The following is a 21,920-nucleotide window of genomic DNA, read 5'->3' on the forward strand; positions in this document are numbered from 1 at the left end:
AAATATGAAAGTATTAGAAATAGAAGATATTAAAAGAATTGTAGAAAAGCTAGGATATAAAGATTTTTATTCAATGTTAATAAGAACATTAGAAGAAGATTATTCAAATTGGGAGAGTTTTGATAAAACACCAAGAGTAGCAAATCATGTTGATGGTGGAGTGATTGAATTAATGCCAATTTCAAATGATAAATTATATACATTTAAATATGTAAATGGACATCCTAAAAATCCAGCACAAAATAAAATGACAGTAATGGCAACGGGACAATTATCAGAAGTTTCAACAGGTGAACCTTTGATGTTTACGGAAATGACATTGTTAACAGCATTTAGAACAGCAGCAAACTCAGCAATGGCAGCAAAATATTTAGCAAAAAAAGATTCAAAAATATTAACACTTATTGGAACAGGTGCACAAAGTGAATTTCAATATCTTGCATTTTCACAAATATTTGATCTTGAAGAAATAAGATACTTTGATACAGATCCAAAAGCAATGGATAAATTTGAAAAAAATATGAAACAATTTGATATAAAAATAACAAGATGTAAAGATTCAAGAGAAGCGGCAATGGGTGCAGATATTATTACAACATGTACTGCTGATAAAAGGTATCAAACTGTTTTAACAAGAGATATGATTTTAGGAGATGTATATATTAATGGAATAGGTGGAGATTGTCCAGGTAAAACAGAAATTGAAAAAGAATTAGTTGAGTCATCAACAGTAGTATGTGAATTTTTAGAACAATGTAAAATTGAAGGTGAAATACAACAATTAGATAAAGATTTTACTTGTACGGAATTGTATGAAGTTATTCGAGGTGAGAAGAAAATAAATGTAGAAACTCATGGAACAATAGTATTTGATTCAGTAGGGTTTGCAATCGAAGATTATTCTGTATTAAGGTTAATTTATAAATTAGCGAATGAATTAAACATTGGTAAAGAAATGAATCTTCTTCCTGAATTAGATGATGTTAAAGATTTATTTTCTTTAGTGGAGAAAAAATAATGTTAAAAAGAATAAAGGTTATAGAAGTATACTCTGATATTGCAGGACATAGAAAAGGCGCTTCATATGGTATTGAAGCATTAAGAACATCTTCAATAGAAGAAAATTCTCAATATTATGAAAAATTAGATGTTGATACGATTGGTGAGAATAACCAGCATTATCCTGATTCTATTTTTAAACATGCAAAACATGCTGATCGTATACATACTACTATTTTAAATTTGGCTTCTAAAGTAAAAGAAGCTAGAGATGAAAGAAAGTTTCCAATTGTTATAGCAGGAGATCACTCAAGTTGTGCAGGAACAATGCATGGTTTAAAAATGGCACATCCTGATGCAGAAATTGGTGTAATTTATATTGATGCGCATGCAGATATTCATTCTCCTTATACAAGTAGTTCAGGAAATATGCATGGTATGCCTTTAGCAATGGCTTGTGCACTTGATAATCTTGAATGTCAAATAAATGAATTGACTTTACCCGAAACTGAATATTGGAATAAATTAAAATTTATGGCTTCAAATGAAGCCTCTATAAAACCTGAGAATATAGTTTTTTGTGCAGTAAGAGACTACCAAGAAGAAGAAATGTCTTTAATCAAAAAACATAAAATTCCTTTATACTCTGTTGAAGAAATTACACATAAAGGAATAGGACCAACAGTAGAAGAAATTTTTAAAAAGCTTGAATATTGTGATCATATTTATGTTTCATTTGATGTTGATAGTGTCGACCCTTTATATATTCCTGGGACTGGGACTCCTGCTGAAAATGGTCTTTCATATGAACAAGCAATGCAGTTAAATATAGAACTTATAAAAAATGAAAAAGTATGCTGTTGGGAAATGGCAGAAATTAATCCACTTTATAATAATTCAAAAGACGATTCTACAAGAATTTTCAAAATTTTAGAAAAAGTGACTCATTCTTTATTAAATAACTACTAAAAAAGCAAAGGATTTAAAGTGAAAAATAATAATTTCGTAATAAATAAGGAAGAAGAAGGTTACAATTTAACCTTAACAGGAATTTTAAAGTTCTTTATTCCTTCGGTAATAGGAATAATGATATTTATGTTCCCTATTCCATACCTTGATGGTAAGTTTGTAACTTATTTAGAGGGATTTACTATTCCAATCGCGGTAATAAAAGATTATATTCAAGGTTTTTTTGGTGATTTATTGCCTATGTTTGTTGTAATATCGATTATGATAACTCTTGTTGGTACTTTGTATACAAAGATTATGAAACCATCTTTTATCTTAAAAAATGAGTTTTTAGATAACTTATTTAATGTTTCATTTTTTTGGACAATCACTAGAATAATTGGTGCAATTTTTGTTCTTATTACTTATTTTAAATATGGTTATGAAATGATTCATTCTGGAAATACAGGTGGCTTACTATTAAATGATTTAATGCCTGTACTTCTAATTGTATTTTTTTTAGCAGGAGTATTATTACCTTTGATTCTTGATTTTGGTTTACTAGAATTTGTTGGAGTAATATTAAGTAGAGTTATGAGACCACTATTTGGTTTACCTGGAAGATCATCTGTAGATTGTTTAACTTCATGGCTAGGAGATGGAACAATTGGTGTTTTATTAACAAACAAACAACTTGAAAGTGGATTTTATACAAAAAGAGAAGCTGCTGTAATTGCAACAAGTTTTTCTGCAGTATCTATTACTTTTTGTTTGGTCGTTATCTCACAAGTTAAATTAGAGAGCTACTTTATTCATATGATTGGTGTTGTTGCTGTATGTGGTATTGCTTGTGCTTTTATTGTCCCTCGGTTAATGCCTTTATCTAAAATTGAAAATGCTTATACTAAAGACAATGAAGACAGAGACCATGAGACAGTTCCAAAAGGAAAAACATTATTCACATATGGATTGCAAAAGGCTTCACAAAGAGCGGAAAAAAGTCCGAGTCTATTTTCTTTTTTAAATGATGGCTTAAAGAATGTCTTAGATATGTGGATTGGAGTATTACCTGTAGTAATGGCAATTGGTACTTTTGGACTTATAATTGCAGAAGAAACACCTCTTTTCAGCTATTTAGGTATGCCATTCATTCCCTTTATAGAATTATTAAATATCCCACATGCTGTAGAAATGTCAGAAACAATTATGGTTGGATTTGCAGATATGTTTTTGCCTACGATTATTGGTTCTTCAATAGAATCTGATTTAACTAGATTTGTAATAGCTTGTTTATCTGTTTCTCAATTAATTTATATGTCAGAAGTTGGTGGATTAATTTTAGCTACTAAAATACCTGTTAACTTTATTCAATTGTTAATCATCTTTTTATTAAGAACAATAATTTCCTTACCAATTATTGCGATTTTTGCGCATCTTATATTTTAATTAAGATATAAAATATTAGATAAATTAATTTTCTAAATTAATTTATCTATATTATTAAACTACAGGTCTATTTAATCTCATATAGTATAAAGATGTAAGTGCTAGACCAAAAGTAATAGCACCTAAAATTGATAAAGCTTTTAATGCATTCTCAATAAATATTTTAATTAGTTCAGGGCTTACACCATGAGTATTCATATCAACTAAAGATATCATTGCAGTAAAGGCAAAAGTTCCAGGAATCATAGGAATTATAGAAGCAACGGAATAAACAGGTCTTGGAACTAAAAATTTCTTTGACCATTTTAAAGTAATAATACCAATACAAGTTGCTGCTATAAATGTTGAAAATTCAATAGAAAGTCCTAATTGCATAGATATATTTCTAATTACATAAGTAATAGCACCACCTAGTGCACAAAATTTTAACGTTGCTTTTGGAACATTAAAAAGCATTGCAAACCCAGTTGAAGCAATACTTGCAAAAATAGATTTTAATAAGATATTTAAAATAATTGTTATCATATTACCAGCCTTTTATATTTAATACTGCCATTGCTAAAACAATACCCATTGAAGATGCAACTGTTAAGAGTGTTGCTTGTAGCCATCTTCCCCATCCCATGCTCAAATAACCTTTAAAGGCATCTAAAAAAGAGTTTATAAAAGGAACTCCAGGAACTAGTAATAAAACACTTGAAGCTAAAACAATATTAGGTGTACTTGTAATATCTAAAAGCATAATCAAACTGGCTAATATTGTGGCAATAAAAGAAGTAACTCCAAAAGTAATAATCATCATGAATCTTTTTTTGTTGAGTTCTTGTCTAATAAACATTGCAATACTTGCTACAAAGAAAGTAATAAAAAATGAGTTAATATCTCCATCTTGTAAAATGGCAAATGAGGCACAAGCAAGTCCTACCATAAAAACTATCAGCCATTTGTTATAAAGATTGGGTTGAATATTTCTGATTGTAGTATTTACATATTCTGAGGGATGTTTATATTTTTCTACATCAATAACCATAGTTTGCACATCACATACAATTGACATATTTATAGGTTTATGATGAACACTCCTTGTAGTAGTAACTGATTGATTGTTATGTAAAGTTGTAAGTACAATTGCAGCTGGAATTAGTGACATTTGAACTGAATCAACTCCAAGTGCAGCACCAAGTCTTTGAGCTGTTTGTTCTATTAAAATACTTTCAGCACCAAATTCTAGCATCAATACAGCAGATTTAATAATAGCACGAGTGATTTTTGTTTGTTTTTCATAAGTAATTTTTGACATAATTCTTCATTCATATAGATATTTTTTTAAATTATATCAAAAATGGATAATAGTTATATGATAATTGGACTAATTATTTACCTTTTGATATTTTTTGCTTCTATTATAGCAATAAGATTTAATTAGATATAATCTTTCAATTTAAAAGGGCTATAAGTGAAAGAATTAACAAACTATTTTATGAACAAAGATATTATATTTAAGCAAATTGACTCAATTACTCCAAAAGAGATAGGTTCAAGAAAAAAAATAGATATATATCATGCTACTTCTGTTAAAAAAGAGTTTTATGCTATTTTTATTGTTGATACAAAAAGCAGGTTTTTACGTAAAAATGCAGATGATCTAATGATACTTTGTGAAACTTTATCAACTCATTTAGATCATAACTTTAAAAAAAAGGTATTGTTAATATCAAGCCCTTTATGTTCAAAAGCAAAAGCATATTTAAAAGAAAATAAATGGAGTGTATATATTGATTTTATGTGATATTGGAAATACAACTTTTCATTTCTTACTTGGGAAAAACCATAAAAAGTATTCTATTGAGGAAAAGCTTCCAAAATTTGATGAAAAAATATATTTTGTGTCTGTAAATAAAAAAGCAACAAAAAAACTAATGAAAGCTAATCCCGATGCTGTAAATATGAAAAAATACTTAGATTTTAAAACAGAATATAAGGGACAAGGTATAGATAGAGTACTTGCTTGTATGTTTACAAAAAATGCAGTTATTGTAGATGCAGGAAGTGCAATTACAGTTGATATTATGAAAAAAGGTGTTCATAAAGGTGGATTTATTTTACTTGGATTGAGCTCTTTTATTAAAGCTTATCCAAAAATATCCAAAAAACTAAAATTTGATTTTGAAAAAAAAATAAATTTAGATAAAATACCGCTTCAAACAAAAGATGCCATACAATATGCCATGATGAAATCAATCATTTTACCCATCAAAGACGTGAGCAAAAATAAGAATATTATATTTACAGGTGGAGATGGAAAGTTGTTAAGCACTTACTTTGAAAATAGTGTATATAAAAAAGATTTAATATTTGAAAATATGAAAAGGATTATTGATGCTAACAATTGCATTGCCTAAGGGAAGAATTGCCAAAGAAACGTTAGAAAAATTTGAAGCAGCTTTTGGTGAAAAGTTTATTTTTGAAGATAGGAAACTGATACTTGAAAAAGCTGGGTTTAGATTTTTAAATGTAAGAAATCAAGATGTACCAACGTACGTAATGCATGGAGCTGCTGATTTAGGTGTTGTTGGACTTGATGTATTAGAAGAAAAAGAGTATGACTTAATCAAGTTACTTGATTTAGAACTTGGACGTTGTAAAGTTGCTTTTGGACTTAAGCGTGGGGAAGAGTTAGATTTTAATAAAAGTAAAATTACAATTGCAACAAAACATGAAAAAATAGCAAAAAGATATTTTGAAGAAAAAGCAATGGCTGTTGATATTATAAAACTTTATGGCTCTATTGAACTAGCTCCTCTTGTGGATCTTGCTGATTGTATTGTTGATATTGTAGAAACTGGTGAAACTATGAAGCAAAATGGTCTTGAAGTTGGTCCTACAATTATGGAAAGTAGCGCACATTTAATTGTAAATAAAAACTCATTTTATGCTAAAAAAGATTTAATACTAGATTTAAAAGAAAAGATTGAAGCTCAATTATAATGGGTTTAGAATTATATTCAAAGATTGAACCTTTCTTAGATTTTGAAGATGAGGTTTACTCTTTACATAAACAGTTTATGGAGTTTGTTATGCTTAATGAACTTGACAATATTATTGATATTGGATGTGGTCAAGGATACTTTCTAGATAATCTTAGAATTAATAAAAAAACTGCTTTTGGTATTGATTTAAGCCTTGAGCAAATAAAAGTTTGTGAGGCAAAAAACTTAAATGCTAAAGCAATTGCTTTAGATGAAGTAAAAGAAAAATATGATTGCGCAACTGCTATATTTGATGTGTTAAACTATATTCCAAGTCAAAATTTAGAGCAGTTTATAAAAGAGACAAATCTTGTCTTAAATCAAGGCGGATATTTTGTATTTGATGTAAACTCGCACTTTGGATTTGAATATATTGCACAAGGGTGTATTACAATAGATTTAGAAGATAGATTTATTGGAATTGATGCAGTTTTTGAAAATGAAAAACTTCAAACAGATTTAACACTTTTTGAGAAAAATCAAGAAAACTTATATACAAAAATAAGTGACTCAATAATACAGCAATACCATTCAAAAGAGTTTTTAACTAAACTATTGAAGAAATGTAATTTTGAAATTCAAGAAATAAAAGAATTTAATTTACATAGCGATGAAGATGCTGATAAATTAATTTTTATTTGTAAAAAGACTAACTAACACAAAATATTTATACTTTGTGTTAAATTTAATACAAGGTACAAAATATGACTTACCCAGAATTTTATAATAAAATAGAAACAATTAAAGTACAAGATGAATTATCATCATTTTTAGGTGCATTTGAAGATGGAATATATGAAATCTCATATTTAGATGTTGTAAAAGGTGCAGGGCATTCTTGTCCTACAGTTTTAGGCGCTTATCTTATGACTTTAGAATCTTTAAAAGCTTTATATCCAAATGAGCCTGCAAAAAGAGGTGAAATAGAAGTTTCATTTTCTCAAAGACAAAGTGAAGCGGTTGCTGGTGTTATTGGAAATGTTGCTATGAATATTACAGGTGCTTGTACAACAAATGGCTTTAAAGGAATCGGTGGTAAATTCGACCGTAATTATCTTTTAAAATTTGAACAAGATATAAATGAAGCAAGTGCAAGATTTACAAGAGTAGATACAAAACAAAGTGTTGATGTTATTTATGACCCAAGTTCAATACAGTTTAATCCATCAATGCAAGCTTTGATGCAAAAATGTGTTCAAGGAAATGCAAATGAAACTGAGAAACTAGAGTTTGGAAGACTTTGGCAAGAAAGAGTCGAAAAAATTTCTAAAAATATTTCAAATGTTATAACAATTTCTTAATTAAGTTTCTAAATTTAAAAATACTTTACTGCTATTGTACTATAGTACAATAAAATAATTTTATTATTTCGGTACTATATAGATATAAAATTTACTCAGGAGTAAAGTATGGCTACAGTAATAGGACAAATAATAGAAGTAAATGGTGAATTCGAAATTGTAAATGAGAATGGAGAAATAGTTCAACTTCAAGAAGGTCAAGAACTTCAAGTTGGAGACCAAATACAAGGTATAGTTCAAGAAATTAATGGAGAACTTCAACTTGTAAATGAAGGAGGAGAATTAATTGAATTATCTAATGGCTTAGTTTTGGAAACAATTGATTCTTTACCTAATAATACACAACAAGAAACTTCTAATACCACTGCATTATTAAATAATGGAGAACAAGTTACAGTTAGTACTCAAAATCCTTTAGTATTAGATCCTACAGTAACTAATAATCAAGCAAATACTTTTGAAGAAACTCAGATTGATAATGAAACTTTAGATAATTTAGAAAGTGATTTAATAGATGAAACAAATTTAGTAGTTGAAAATAACAATGATAATGACACTGATACAGAAGAAGAGGATGAAGTTCAATCTGATGACTCAAAAGCAAGAGAATTAGATAGAAATGGTGATATTGCAGATGTTGTTGCTGATTTAAGAGAACCAGTTATTGACTATAGAGAACCAGAAGAGAATGTTCTTGGAGAAGAAGAAACTAGGTTTAACGAAGCAAAACTTTCAATAAATGGTGTAAGTAGTGTAATTGAAGGTAATAAAGCTCTGTATACGTTAAATGTAAGTGAAGTACCTTCTTCTAATGTACATGTTACAATTAGTTATTCTGGTGTTGCTATAGATGGGTTAGACTATACTGGAATTAAAAATATTGTTATTCCTTCAGGATCAAAAGAAGTATCTTTTTTAATTGATACTATTGATGATTATTATGCAGAGGGTACAGAACCGTATACATTAGAAATTATCTCTGCTTTAGGTGGAGGATATGATCAATTAAAAATAAACCCAACAGAAAATAGTGTAACTACAAAAATATTAGATTCAAATAGTCCTGATCCAGATAAAGAAAATCCTTCAGATGAAGATATTGTATATGTAAAAATATCTAATGATGATGAAACAACTGAAGCTGATGGAAGTACATTAACTCATAAAGTTTCATTAATTGATAATAATGGTAATCCTGTAATTGTACCATCAGGATCAAGTATAAAAATTAAGCTTATTTATTCAAATGATACTACAGAAAATGAAGATTATATTACGAAAGTTTTTGAAGTTGATATCCCTTCAGGAAGTAGTAGTACAGATATTATTAATATAATTGCGAATGATGATATTTATGAAATAGAAGAAGGGTATACTTTAAGTATTGATAAAGTAATAGATATAAATAATACTTTTGAAAAGATGGAGATTGATTCTTCGAATAACTCAACTACTGGAAAAATAGATGATGAAGATAAAGATGGAGATACACCACCAGATGATAAAGAAGGTGATAAACCAACATTAAATTTAACAGCAACAGATGCACTAGCAATAGAAGGTGTAGCAAATGATGTAGTAATCTTCCAAGTAGCACAAACAAATGAAAGTAATAGTGATACTGTTGCTAACTTTAAACTAACTCTTAATGAATTAGAAGTAGCAGATATTACATCTGTAAAAATAACAGATGGAGATGGAACAGTAACTACTCTTACAACAGCTGCAGAAATACAAGCTTTAGTAGATACAGGAGTAAGTTTAACAATAGATGCAAATAGTTCACAAACACCAACAGTAGAAATTACACCAGTTGATGATTCAATATATGAAATCAGTGAAGCCTTTGGATCAGTAATAACAACTTCTTCAGATGTAAACTTAGGAACAGATACAGCAGTAGCAGCAATAGATGATGAAGATAAAGATGGAGATACACCACCAGATGATAAAGAAGGTGATAAACCAACATTAAATTTAACAGCAACAGATGCACTAGCAATAGAAGGTGTAGCAAATGATGTAGTAATCTTCCAAGTAGCACAAACAAATGAAAGTAATAGTGATACTGTTGCTAACTTTAAACTAACTCTTAATGAATTAGAAGTAGCAGATATTACATCTGTAAAAATAACAGATGGAGATGGAACAGTAACTACTCTTACAACAGCTGCAGAAATACAAGCTTTAGTAGATACAGGAGTAAGTTTAACAATAGATGCAAATAGTTCACAAACACCAACAGTAGAAATTACACCAGTTGATGATTCAATATATGAAATCAGTGAAGCCTTTGGATCAGTAATAACAACTTCTTCAGATGTAAACTTAGGAACAGATACAGCAGTAGCAGCAATAGATGATGAAGATAAAGATGGAGATACACCACCAGATGATAAAGAAGGTGATAAACCAACATTAAATTTAACAGCAACAGATGCACTAGCAATAGAAGGTGTAGCAAATGATGTAGTAATCTTCCAAGTAGCACAAACAAATGAAAGTAATAGTGATACTGTTGCTAACTTTAAACTAACTCTTAATGAATTAGAAGTAGCAGATATTACATCTGTAAAAATAACAGATGGAGATGGAACAGTAACTACTCTTACAACAGCTGCAGAAATACAAGCTTTAGTAGATACAGGAGTAAGTTTAACAATAGATGCAAATAGTTCACAAACACCAACAGTAGAAATTACACCAGTTGATGATTCAATATATGAAATCAGTGAAGCCTTTGGATCAGTAATAACAACTTCTTCAGATGTAAACTTAGGAACAGATACAGCAGTAGCAGCAATAGATGATGAAGATAAAGATGGAGATACACCACCAGATGATAAAGAAGGTGATAAACCAACATTAAATTTAACAGCAACAGATGCACTAGCAATAGAAGGTGTAGCAAATGATGTAGTAATCTTCCAAGTAGCACAAACAAATGAAAGTAATAGTGATACTGTTGCTAACTTTAAACTAACTCTTAATGAATTAGAAGTAGCAGATATTACATCTGTAAAAATAACAGATGGAGATGGAACAGTAACTACTCTTACAACAGCTGCAGAAATACAAGCTTTAGTAGATACAGGAGTAAGTTTAACAATAGATGCAAATAGTTCACAAACACCAACAGTAGAAATTACACCAGTTGATGATTCAATATATGAAATCAGTGAAGCCTTTGGATCAGTAATAACAACTTCTTCAGATGTAAACTTAGGAACAGATACAGCAGTAGCAGCAATAGATGATGAAGATAAAGATGGAGATACACCACCAGATGATAAAGAAGGTGATAAACCAACATTAAATTTAACAGCAACAGATGCACTAGCAATAGAAGGTGTAGCAAATGATGTAGTAATCTTCCAAGTAGCACAAACAAATGAAAGTAATAGTGATACTGTTGCTAACTTTAAACTAACTCTTAATGAATTAGAAGTAGCAGATATTACATCTGTAAAAATAACAGATGGAGATGGAACAGTAACTACTCTTACAACAGCTGCAGAAATACAAGCTTTAGTAGATACAGGAGTAAGTTTAACAATAGATGCAAATAGTTCACAAACACCAACAGTAGAAATTACACCAGTTGATGATTCAATATATGAAATCAGTGAAGCCTTTGGATCAGTAATAACAACTTCTTCAGATGTAAACTTAGGAACAGATACAGCAGTAGCAGCAATAGATGATGAAGATAAAGATGGAGATACACCACCAGATGATAAAGAAGGTGATAAACCAACATTAAATTTAACAGCAACAGATGCACTAGCAATAGAAGGTGTAGCAAATGATGTAGTAATCTTCCAAGTAGCACAAACAAATGAAAGTAATAGTGATACTGTTGCTAACTTTAAACTAACTCTTAATGAATTAGAAGTAGCAGATATTACATCTGTAAAAATAACAGATGGAGATGGAACAGTAACTACTCTTACAACAGCTGCAGAAATACAAGCTTTAGTAGATACAGGAGTAAGTTTAACAATAGATGCAAATAGTTCACAAACACCAACAGTAGAAATTACACCAGTTGATGATTCAATATATGAAATCAGTGAAGCCTTTGGATCAGTAATAACAACTTCTTCAGATGTAAACTTAGGAACAGATACAGCAGTAGCAGCAATAGATGATGAAGATAAAGATGGAGATACACCACCAGATGATAAAGAAGGTGATAAACCAACATTAAATTTAACAGCAACAGATGCACTAGCAATAGAAGGTGTAGCAAATGATGTAGTAATCTTCCAAGTAGCACAAACAAATGAAAGTAATAGTGATACTGTTGCTAACTTTAAACTAACTCTTAATGAATTAGAAGTAGCAGATATTACATCTGTAAAAATAACAGATGGAGATGGAACAGTAACTACTCTTACAACAGCTGCAGAAATACAAGCTTTAGTAGATACAGGAGTAAGTTTAACAATAGATGCAAATAGTTCACAAACACCAACAGTAGAAATTACACCAGTTGATGATTCAATATATGAAATCAGTGAAGCCTTTGGATCAGTAATAACAACTTCTTCAGATGTAAACTTAGGAACAGATACAGCAGTAGCAGCAATAGATGATGAAGATAAAGATGGAGATACACCACCAGATGATAAAGAAGGTGATAAACCAACATTAAATTTAACAGCAACAGATGCACTAGCAATAGAAGGTGTAGCAAATGATGTAGTAATCTTCCAAGTAGCACAAACAAATGAAAGTAATAGTGATACTGTTGCTAACTTTAAACTAACTCTTAATGAATTAGAAGTAGCAGATATTACATCTGTAAAAATAACAGATGGAGATGGAACAGTAACTACTCTTACAACAGCTGCAGAAATACAAGCTTTAGTAGATACAGGAGTAAGTTTAACAATAGATGCAAATAGTTCACAAACACCAACAGTAGAAATTACACCAGTTGATGATTCAATATATGAAATCAGTGAAGCCTTTGGATCAGTAATAACAACTTCTTCAGATGTAAACTTAGGAACAGATACAGCAGTAGCAGCAATAGATGATGAAGATAAAGATGGAGATACACCACCAGATGATAAAGAAGGTGATAAACCAACATTAAATTTAACAGCAACAGATGCACTAGCAATAGAAGGTGTAGCAAATGATGTAGTAATCTTCCAAGTAGCACAAACAAATGAAAGTAATAGTGATACTGTTGCTAACTTTAAACTAACTCTTAATGAATTAGAAGTAGCAGATATTACATCTGTAAAAATAACAGATGGAGATGGAACAGTAACTACTCTTACAACAGCTGCAGAAATACAAGCTTTAGTAGATACAGGAGTAAGTTTAACAATAGATGCAAATAGTTCACAAACACCAACAGTAGAAATTACACCAGTTGATGATTCAATATATGAAATCAGTGAAGCCTTTGGATCAGTAATAACAACTTCTTCAGATGTAAACTTAGGAACAGATACAGCAGTAGCAGCAATAGATGATGAAGATAAAGATGGAGATACACCACCAGATGATAAAGAAGGTGATAAACCAACATTAAATTTAACAGCAACAGATGCACTAGCAATAGAAGGTGTAGCAAATGATGTAGTAATCTTCCAAGTAGCACAAACAAATGAAAGTAATAGTGATACTGTTGCTAACTTTAAACTAACTCTTAATGAATTAGAAGTAGCAGATATTACATCTGTAAAAATAACAGATGGAGATGGAACAGTAACTACTCTTACAACAGCTGCAGAAATACAAGCTTTAGTAGATACAGGAGTAAGTTTAACAATAGATGCAAATAGTTCACAAACACCAACAGTAGAAATTACACCAGTTGATGATTCAATATATGAAATCAGTGAAGCCTTTGGATCAGTAATAACAACTTCTTCAGATGTAAACTTAGGAACAGATACAGCAGTAGCAGCAATAGATGATGAAGATAAAGATGGAGATACACCACCAGATGATAAAGAAGGTGATAAACCAACATTAAATTTAACAGCAACAGATGCACTAGCAATAGAAGGTGTAGCAAATGATGTAGTAATCTTCCAAGTAGCACAAACAAATGAAAGTAATAGTGATACTGTTGCTAACTTTAAACTAACTCTTAATGAATTAGAAGTAGCAGATATTACATCTGTAAAAATAACAGATGGAGATGGAACAGTAACTACTCTTACAACAGCTGCAGAAATACAAGCTTTAGTAGATACAGGAGTAAGTTTAACAATAGATGCAAATAGTTCACAAACACCAACAGTAGAAATTACACCAGTTGATGATTCAATATATGAAATCAGTGAAGCCTTTGGATCAGTAATAACAACTTCTTCAGATGTAAACTTAGGAACAGATACAGCAGTAGCAGCAATAGATGATGAAGATAAAGATGGAGATACACCACCAGATGATAAAGAAGGTGATAAACCAACATTAAATTTAACAGCAACAGATGCACTAGCAATAGAAGGTGTAGCAAATGATGTAGTAATCTTCCAAGTAGCACAAACAAATGAAAGTAATAGTGATACTGTTGCTAACTTTAAACTAACTCTTAATGAATTAGAAGTAGCAGATATTACATCTGTAAAAATAACAGATGGAGATGGAACAGTAACTACTCTTACAACAGCTGCAGAAATACAAGCTTTAGTAGATACAGGAGTAAGTTTAACAATAGATGCAAATAGTTCACAAACACCAACAGTAGAAATTACACCAGTTGATGATTCAATATATGAAATCAGTGAAGCCTTTGGATCAGTAATAACAACTTCTTCAGATGTAAACTTAGGAACAGATACAGCAGTAGCAGCAATAGATGATGAAGATAAAGATGGAGATACACCACCAGATGATAAAGAAGGTGATAAACCAACATTAAATTTAACAGCAACAGATGCACTAGCAATAGAAGGTGTAGCAAATGATGTAGTAATCTTCCAAGTAGCACAAACAAATGAAAGTAATAGTGATACTGTTGCTAACTTTAAACTAACTCTTAATGAATTAGAAGTAGCAGATATTACATCTGTAAAAATAACAGATGGAGATGGAACAGTAACTACTCTTACAACAGCTGCAGAAATACAAGCTTTAGTAGATACAGGAGTAAGTTTAACAATAGATGCAAATAGTTCACAAACACCAACAGTAGAAATTACACCAGTTGATGATTCAATATATGAAATCAGTGAAGCCTTTGGATCAGTAATAACAACTTCTTCAGATGTAAACTTAGGAACAGATACAGCAGTAGCAGCAATAGATGATGAAGATAAAGATGGAGATACACCACCAGATGATAAAGAAGGTGATAAACCAACATTAAATTTAACAGCAACAGATGCACTAGCAATAGAAGGTGTAGCAAATGATGTAGTAATCTTCCAAGTAGCACAAACAAATGAAAGTAATAGTGATACTGTTGCTAACTTTAAACTAACTCTTAATGAATTAGAAGTAGCAGATATTACATCTGTAAAAATAACAGATGGAGATGGAACAGTAACTACTCTTACAACAGCTGCAGAAATACAAGCTTTAGTAGATACAGGAGTAAGTTTAACAATAGATGCAAATAGTTCACAAACACCAACAGTAGAAATTACACCAGTTGATGATTCAATATATGAAATCAGTGAAGCCTTTGGATCAGTAATAACAACTTCTTCAGATGTAAACTTAGGAACAGATACAGCAGTAGCAGCAATAGATGATGAAGATAAAGATGGAGATACACCACCAGATGATAAAGAAGGTGATAAACCAACATTAAATTTAACAGCAACAGATGCACTAGCAATAGAAGGTGTAGCAAATGATGTAGTAATCTTCCAAGTAGCACAAACAAATGAAAGTAATAGTGATACTGTTGCTAACTTTAAACTAACTCTTAATGAATTAGAAGTAGCAGATATTACATCTGTAAAAATAACAGATGGAGATGGAACAGTAACTACTCTTACAACAGCTGCAGAAATACAAGCTTTAGTAGATACAGGAGTAAGTTTAACAATAGATGCAAATAGTTCACAAACACCAACAGTAGAAATTACACCAGTTGATGATTCAATATATGAAATCAGTGAAGCCTTTGGATCAGTAATAACAACTTCTTCAGATGTAAACTTAGGAACAGATACAGCAGTAGCAGCAATAGATGATGAAGATAAAGATGGAGATACACCACCAGATGATAAAGAAGGTGATAAACCAACATTAAATTTAACAGCAACAGATGCACTAGCAATAGAAGGTGTAGCAAATGATGTAGTAATCTTCCAAGTAGCACAAACAAATGAAAGTAATAGTGATACTGTTGCTAACTTTAAACTAACTCTTAATGAATTAGAAGTAGCAGATATTACATCTGTAAAAATAACAGATGGAGATGGAACAGTAACTACTCTTACAACAGCTGCAGAAATACAAGCTTTAGTAGATACAGGAGTAAGTTTAACAATAGATGCAAATAGTTCACAAACACCAACAGTAGAAATTACACCAGTTGATGATTCAATATATGAAATCAGTGAAGCCTTTGGATCAGTAATAACAACTTCTTCAGATGTAAACTTAGGAACAGATACAGCAGTAGCAGCAATAGATGATGAAGATAAAGATGGAGATACACCACCAGATGATAAAGAAGGTGATAAACCAACATTAAATTTAACAGCAACAGATGCACTAGCAATAGAAGGTGTAGCAAATGATGTAGTAATCTTCCAAGTAGCACAAACAAATGAAAGTAATAGTGATACTGTTGCTAACTTTAAACTAACTCTTAATGAATTAGAAGTAGCAGATATTACATCTGTAAAAATAACAGATGGAGATGGAACAGTAACTACTCTTACAACAGCTGCAGAAATACAAGCTTTAGTAGATACAGGAGTAAGTTTAACAATAGATGCAAATAGTTCACAAACACCAACAGTAGAAATTACACCAGTTGATGATTCAATATATGAAATCAGTGAAGCCTTTGGATCAGTAATAACAACTTCTTCAGATGTAAACTTAGGAACAGATACAGCAGTAGCAGCAATAGATGATGAAGATAAAGATGGAGATACACCACCAGATGATAAAGAAGGTGATAAACCAACATTAAGCGTTAGCAGTATAACTGTAACAGAAGGCACAGATGCATTTGCTCAATTTACAGTTAGTTTATCTAATAAATCAACACAAGATGTTGGATTTAATTTGTCATTATCTAATATTCAAGCTTTAGGTTTAGGGGTAGATTATGGGAATAATAGTGCAAGTAATTTACAAGTGTCTACTGATAATGGTGGAACTTGGATAAATGCGACAAGTGCAATTATTCCTTCTGGATCTTCTTCCGTATTGGTTAGAACACCAATTACAAATGATCTTACGACAGAATCTGATGAAACATTTAAATTAACTGCTACTGTTACTTCAGGTTCTGTTACAAATACAACTGATGCTTTTGGAATAGGTACTATTTTAGATAATGATACTAATGTAGTAATAGGAACACCACTTGATGCAGCTGTTGATGAAGATGATTTAAGTGATGGTAATGATACTGGAAAAGAGCCATTGCTTATTACTAAGTCTTTAGATATTACAGCTGGTACTGATTCTTTTGATATAACATTTAATGGAATTACTGATGGACAAGATAGTGGATTAACGCAAAATGGTAATACTATTTATTACTATTTAGACAATAATAGTCATATTTTAACTGCATCCACTTCAAATAGTGAAGGTGGAATAAGTTCATCAAATACAATTTTTACTAATACTATTAATAATCCAACAAGTGCTAATTCTAGTTATACTTTTGAGTTAAAAGATTCAATTGATCATGCGAGCGCAAATGGAGAAAATATAAAAGCTTTAGATTTCAATATAGTTGCTACTGAGGATAATGGATATACAACTACAGATAGTTTTACAGTAAGTGTAACAGATGATGTACCAACTATTTTTGACGTAGAAGACTCTGTATTTATTGGACCAAAGACGACAAATTTAATATTAGTTTTAGATGCTTCTGGAAGTATGCAATGGGATTTCTCACAAAATAGTGGTTCTTCAAATGTGAGAATGAATGCTATGAAAGATGCTGCAAAAGCAATGATTGATGGTTATGAAGAATTAGGTAAGGTAAATGTAATGATCACTTCTTTTGGTGGGGCTAATATTATAACATATACAGCAAATGGTTCAATGACAAATACTCAAAATTCATGGGATGGAACAGGGGAAAGTATTTGGTTAGATTCGGATACAGCAAAAAACAAAATTGGTGATAATTCAAATGGTATTCAAGCAGGTGGAGGAACACAGTATAAAGAAGCTATGGATAATACATCTGATGCATATATTAGTTCTGCAAATGCAGGGAATAATCCTGATTCAGATTTTACATATGTTTATTTTATGTCAGATGGTGAACCTAATGAAGGACATGAACCACAGTTATCAACTAAATGGGATGATTTAATAAATAGAGCTGAAATAGATGCTGTTGATGGTGTAGCAATTTCTCAAGCAGTTAATGTTGATAATTTAGAAATAGTTGCAGGAACTGACGATTCTAATGTATTAGGAATAAATTCAGGTAAAGGGGAAGCTTATTCTGTTACAACTGCAGCTGAAATGCAAGTAAAACTTCTTTCTGAGACAACTATTACTATAACAGGAAGTGTTTTCTCTGATGGGACGCTACCTGGAATTGGAGCAGGGGCTGATGAAGCATATGTAACATCAATAGTTATAGGAAATAAAACTTATAGCTATGATGGAAATTTAATAATTGATGAGTCAAATAATACTATTGGATCAGGTTCAATTATGACTGATATTAATACTACTTTAACAGATGGTACTAATGGAATTGGTTCAAAAATAACTTTAGATTTTAAAACAGGAGAATATTCGTATACAGTTAATTCTAGTCTTTCTGGTAAAGAGTATAGTGAATCATTGTCAACATCGGTAATCGATAGAGATGGAGATAGCATAACTAAGGATATTATTTTAAAGGTAAATACATCTAAAACAGGAACAGGTGGTAATGACACTATGTTATTTGATGATACTCAAGCTCTAGATTTCTTAGCTGGAAATGATTCTTTGGTATTAGATAATGGAATAAATTTAGATTTTGATACAAAAAATGCAACAATTAATAATGTAGAAAAAATAGATTTAAATTCAAATGGTAATCATAATATTACTAATCTAGGAATTCAAGATGTTATTGATATGACAGATTCAAATAATATTTTACAAATATTAGGTAATTCACAAGATAGTGTAAATCTAAAAAATGGAGATGGTGGTAATTGGGTTGATACAGGAAATAATGATACAATAGATGGACAAGATTACGATATTTATAGTAAATCAGGTGATAACACAGCAGTAACATTAAAAATAGACCAAGATATAACAATAATATAAAAATAGGGAAGAAAAATGCAAATTAAAAAAGTAGTAGGATTAGTATTATTAAGTGCAACATTAAGTTTTGGAAGTATGGCATCAATATTCACTGGTGAAAATGTAACAAAGAGTGAATATAAAAATGGGGAAAGAGGAATAATAGTAAAACAAGATATTGATGCTGATGGAATAATAGATAGTAAAGATGATTGTTTAGAAACAATTCCATGTAAAGAAGAGGGATGTAAAGAACCTGAACCAAAACCAGTAGTAATAGGTGATGATGATAAAGATGGAGTTTTAAATAATATTGATGAATGTCCAAATACACCAAAAGGTTTTGAAGTTGATGAAGTAGGGTGTAGTAAATTAGTAAATTTAGAAGTTCTTTTTGATAGAAATAAATATAACATAAAAGAAAACTTTACTCAAAAATTAGATATTTTTGTAGATTTTATGAAAAAACACATAGAATATAAAGCAGAAATACAAGGACATACAGATAGTAGAGCTACAGAGAAATATAATGAAGTATTATCTGAAAATAGAGCAAGTACTATAAAAACATATTTAATCGAAAGTGGAATTGAAGAAGAAAGATTAACTTCAATAGGTTATGGGGAATTAAGTCCCATTGATACTAATAAAACAAAAGAGGGAAGAGCAAATAATAGACGAGTTATTGCAGTTCTTAAAAAATAGTTATTTATAATATTTTACTTTTTTTGTTATAGAATTAAAATATAGAATTAATTAGACAAAATTCATTCTTTTACTCACATTTATAGGGTATAATGATGCTAGAAAGTTAAAATAAGGAAAAATGAGTGGAAAATAATTTTTTTATAAAAAAAGTAATATTATTATGTTTACTTTTAAGCCAAATGAACGCTGCAGAGTATTATAAAAAAGTAGTATTAGCAAGTTTTGTAAATGAAACAAGAGCAGAAGCTAAATTTTCAAAGCTTCAAAATATAATTGAGTCAAAAATTCAAAAACAAAAAGAAGAATATCCCTTTAGTGTAGTTGTAAGACCTTCTGGAAATAAATATATAATTGCAGTAGAACCTTTTAAGAGTTATGAAGAAGCAAAAAAAGTTTTATCAGCATTAAAATCTTCTTTTCCTACAGCATTTATAAATAATAATGCTCAAGTAGTTGATAATAATATAGAAGTTATTCAAGATATGACTATACTGAAAGTTAAAGAAGAGGTTAAAGAAGTTGATAAAACAGTAGTTGTTAAAGAAAAACCTGAACTTAAAAGTGAAGTAAATAAGGTATCTAACCCTTATTCATTAGAACGAATGCTAAATGAACTTATTTATACTGACCCTGAAATTAAAGAGAGACTATTTCAATATAACTCAATAGTAGAAGAAATTGATATTTCAGATGCTGGATATTATCCAACAGTTGATTTTATAGGAAAACTTGGTGAAAAACGAAGTGAAAAAGAGCAACCAGATGACTCGATTACAAAAGATACTTATGGTACATCAGAATTAACACTTAGAGTAGTTCAAAATTTATTTAATGGCTTTGGAACACAAGCTGCTGTTAATAGAGATGAAGCCAGAGCAAAAGCTGCATTTAATAAATATATTGAAGTTGCACAAGATAAAATGTATAGAGCAATTGAAGCATATATAAAAGTAATAAGATATAAAGAAGTTTTAGAAATTGCAAAGAGTAATGTAAAAATACATGAAGAGACACTTGTAAAAATTGAAGATAGATATGAAAAAGGTTTTAGTACATTAAGTGAAGTAGAAAGAGTAAAAGGTAGACTAGCCTTATCTAAATCAAACTATGTATCAGAAACAAATAATCTAATTGATGCAAAGTTTAATTTCCATAAAGCACTAGGAAGAAATGTAGATGAAACAAGATTAGTAATGCCTGAGTTTAATGGTAATATACCAAAATCATTAGAACATGCAACAGATATTGCTATACATAAAAACCCATCAATTTTAGTAGCAAATCATGATATTAAAGTACTACAAGAATCATTACAATATTCAAGAAAAAATGATTATCCTACTTTAGATTTGGAACTTGAGGGTTCAAGATATAATAACCTTAATGGTTCATCAGATGCTAATGAAGATGATTTAAGTGCAATGTTAGTTTTAAACTATAATTTATATAGTGGCGGAGCACATAGAGCAGAGAAACAAAAGTATATAAGTTTGCTAAATTATGAATATGCACATAAAAATAAATTAAAAAGAGATGTAATAGAAGCTTTAGGTTTATCTTGGAGTGCTAATAAAATGATTGAAGAGCAATATAAATATCAATTAGAATACCGAGATTTAACAGCAAAAACAAAAGCAGCTTATGATGAAGAGTTCCAATTAGGAAGAAGAACTTTAATTGACTTACTAGATGTTCAAGATGAAGTTAATAATATAAAAATAAAAGTTATTCATAATAGTTATGATTTATTATTCTCAAAATATAGAATTATTGATGCAATGGGTGAACTATATCAATCATTTGGTCATGAATTTAAAGAAGATTATAAAAAAGATGCAGTTCTTGCTTATGTAGATCAAGATGGAGATAAGATTTTAAATACTGAAGATCAATGTGATAACTCAGCAACTCCAGAAACAAATATTTATGGTTGTGAAGGAATTAACTGTATACAAGTTAATGAAATCAAATTTAATACAGAACTTAAAGATCAAGAAAATCAATTAGATACCACAGGGATTCAAAACTTATGGGGTGTTAAAAACTAAAA

General features: G+C 30.1%; 13 protein-coding genes. 11 read left to right on the plus strand and 2 right to left on the minus strand.

Features of this window, described 5'->3' with window-relative positions; translation table 11 throughout:
* Nucleotides 1-4: 4 nt before the first annotated feature.
* From LPB137_RS02235 to LPB137_RS02245, 3 genes are read left to right on the plus strand one after another with little or no spacing between them, the layout of a single operon-like run.
* The gene (locus tag LPB137_RS02235; RefSeq protein WP_076083822.1) at nt 5-1,018 is read left to right on the plus strand and encodes an ornithine cyclodeaminase; all 1,014 of its coding nucleotides are present in this window, start codon (nt 5-7) and stop codon (nt 1,016-1,018) included.
* The gene (locus LPB137_RS02240) at nt 1,018-1,968 is read left to right on the plus strand and encodes an arginase (protein ID WP_076083824.1); all 951 of its coding nucleotides are present in this window, start codon (nt 1,018-1,020) and stop codon (nt 1,966-1,968) included. The genes LPB137_RS02235 and LPB137_RS02240 overlap by 1 nt, the downstream gene beginning before the upstream one ends.
* Before the next feature lie 18 nt (nt 1,969-1,986).
* Nucleotides 1,987-3,393, plus strand: a complete 1,407-nt coding sequence (locus LPB137_RS02245) for a YjiH family protein (protein ID WP_197682249.1) — start codon at nt 1,987-1,989, stop codon at nt 3,391-3,393.
* A 54-nt stretch (nt 3,394-3,447) separates the two neighbouring features.
* Here LPB137_RS02245 and LPB137_RS02250 read toward each other — a convergent pair whose 3' ends face one another.
* On the minus strand, nt 3,448-3,918 hold the full coding sequence (locus LPB137_RS02250) for a threonine/serine exporter family protein (protein WP_076083826.1): 471 nt from the start codon (nt 3,916-3,918) through the stop codon (nt 3,448-3,450).
* A gap of 1 nt (nt 3,919) precedes the next feature.
* On the minus strand, nt 3,920-4,693 hold the full coding sequence (locus LPB137_RS02255) for a threonine/serine exporter family protein (protein ID WP_076083828.1): 774 nt from the start codon (nt 4,691-4,693) through the stop codon (nt 3,920-3,922).
* 156 nt (nt 4,694-4,849) lie between these two features.
* On the opposite strand from LPB137_RS02255, the gene LPB137_RS02260 reads away from it, so the two are divergent.
* The 8 genes from LPB137_RS02260 (at nt 4,850) to LPB137_RS02295 (ending at nt 21,918) form a co-directional block, all read left to right on the plus strand.
* Nucleotides 4,850-5,182: a hypothetical protein gene (locus LPB137_RS02260; protein ID WP_076083830.1), complete on the plus strand. Its 333-nt coding sequence runs from the start codon at nt 4,850-4,852 to the stop codon at nt 5,180-5,182.
* The gene (locus LPB137_RS02265) at nt 5,160-5,795 is read left to right on the plus strand and encodes a type III pantothenate kinase (protein ID WP_228144680.1); all 636 of its coding nucleotides are present in this window, start codon (nt 5,160-5,162) and stop codon (nt 5,793-5,795) included. Before LPB137_RS02260 ends, LPB137_RS02265 begins: the two co-directional genes overlap by 23 nt.
* Nucleotides 5,773-6,381: an ATP phosphoribosyltransferase gene (gene hisG / locus LPB137_RS02270; protein ID WP_076083835.1), complete on the plus strand. Its 609-nt coding sequence runs from the start codon at nt 5,773-5,775 to the stop codon at nt 6,379-6,381. The genes LPB137_RS02265 and hisG overlap by 23 nt, the downstream gene beginning before the upstream one ends.
* On the plus strand, nt 6,381-7,079 hold the full coding sequence (locus LPB137_RS02275; protein ID WP_076083838.1) for a class I SAM-dependent DNA methyltransferase: 699 nt from the start codon (nt 6,381-6,383) through the stop codon (nt 7,077-7,079). Before hisG ends, LPB137_RS02275 begins: the two co-directional genes overlap by 1 nt.
* Nucleotides 7,080-7,126: 47 nt before the next feature.
* Entirely contained in the window at nt 7,127-7,723 is a 597-nt protein-coding gene (locus LPB137_RS02280) for an FmdE family protein (RefSeq protein ID WP_076083841.1), read from the plus strand.
* 108 nt (nt 7,724-7,831) lie between these two features.
* Nucleotides 7,832-19,183: a beta strand repeat-containing protein gene (locus tag LPB137_RS02285; protein WP_076083844.1), complete on the plus strand. Its 11,352-nt coding sequence runs from the start codon at nt 7,832-7,834 to the stop codon at nt 19,181-19,183.
* Nucleotides 19,184-19,198: 15 nt separating this feature from the next.
* Nucleotides 19,199-19,867 carry an OmpA family protein gene (locus tag LPB137_RS02290; protein ID WP_076083847.1) on the plus strand — a complete coding sequence of 223 codons (669 nt, stop codon included), beginning with the start codon at nt 19,199-19,201 and terminating at the stop codon, nt 19,865-19,867.
* Between the two features lie 125 nt (nt 19,868-19,992).
* Nucleotides 19,993-21,918, plus strand: coding sequence for a TolC family outer membrane protein (locus tag LPB137_RS02295; RefSeq protein WP_076083850.1), 1,926 nt, complete (start codon nt 19,993-19,995; stop codon nt 21,916-21,918).
* The last annotated feature ends 2 nt before the right edge of the window (nt 21,919-21,920 follow it).

It is taken from the genome of Poseidonibacter parvus, from assembly GCF_001956695.1.
GTDB lineage: Bacteria > Campylobacterota > Campylobacteria > Campylobacterales > Arcobacteraceae > Poseidonibacter > Poseidonibacter parvus.

Bases quoted from the DNA above. Each gene is read 5' to 3' on its own strand.
- LPB137_RS02235 (WP_076083822.1), top strand. From the start codon at position 5: ATGAAAGTATTAGAAATAGAAGATATTAAAAGAATTGTAGAAAAGCTA.
- LPB137_RS02240 (WP_076083824.1), top strand. From the start codon at position 1,018: ATGTTAAAAAGAATAAAGGTTATAGAAGTATACTCTGATATTGCAGGA.
- LPB137_RS02250 (WP_076083826.1), bottom strand. From the start codon at position 3,918: ATGATAACAATTATTTTAAATATCTTATTAAAATCTATTTTTGCAAGT.
- LPB137_RS02255 (WP_076083828.1), bottom strand. From the start codon at position 4,693: ATGTCAAAAATTACTTATGAAAAACAAACAAAAATCACTCGTGCTATT.
- hisG (WP_076083835.1), top strand. From the start codon at position 5,773: ATGCTAACAATTGCATTGCCTAAGGGAAGAATTGCCAAAGAAACGTTA.
- LPB137_RS02275 (WP_076083838.1), top strand. From the start codon at position 6,381: ATGGGTTTAGAATTATATTCAAAGATTGAACCTTTCTTAGATTTTGAA.
- LPB137_RS02280 (WP_076083841.1), top strand. From the start codon at position 7,127: ATGACTTACCCAGAATTTTATAATAAAATAGAAACAATTAAAGTACAA.
- LPB137_RS02285 (WP_076083844.1), top strand. From the start codon at position 7,832: ATGGCTACAGTAATAGGACAAATAATAGAAGTAAATGGTGAATTCGAA.
- LPB137_RS02290 (WP_076083847.1), top strand. From the start codon at position 19,199: ATGCAAATTAAAAAAGTAGTAGGATTAGTATTATTAAGTGCAACATTA.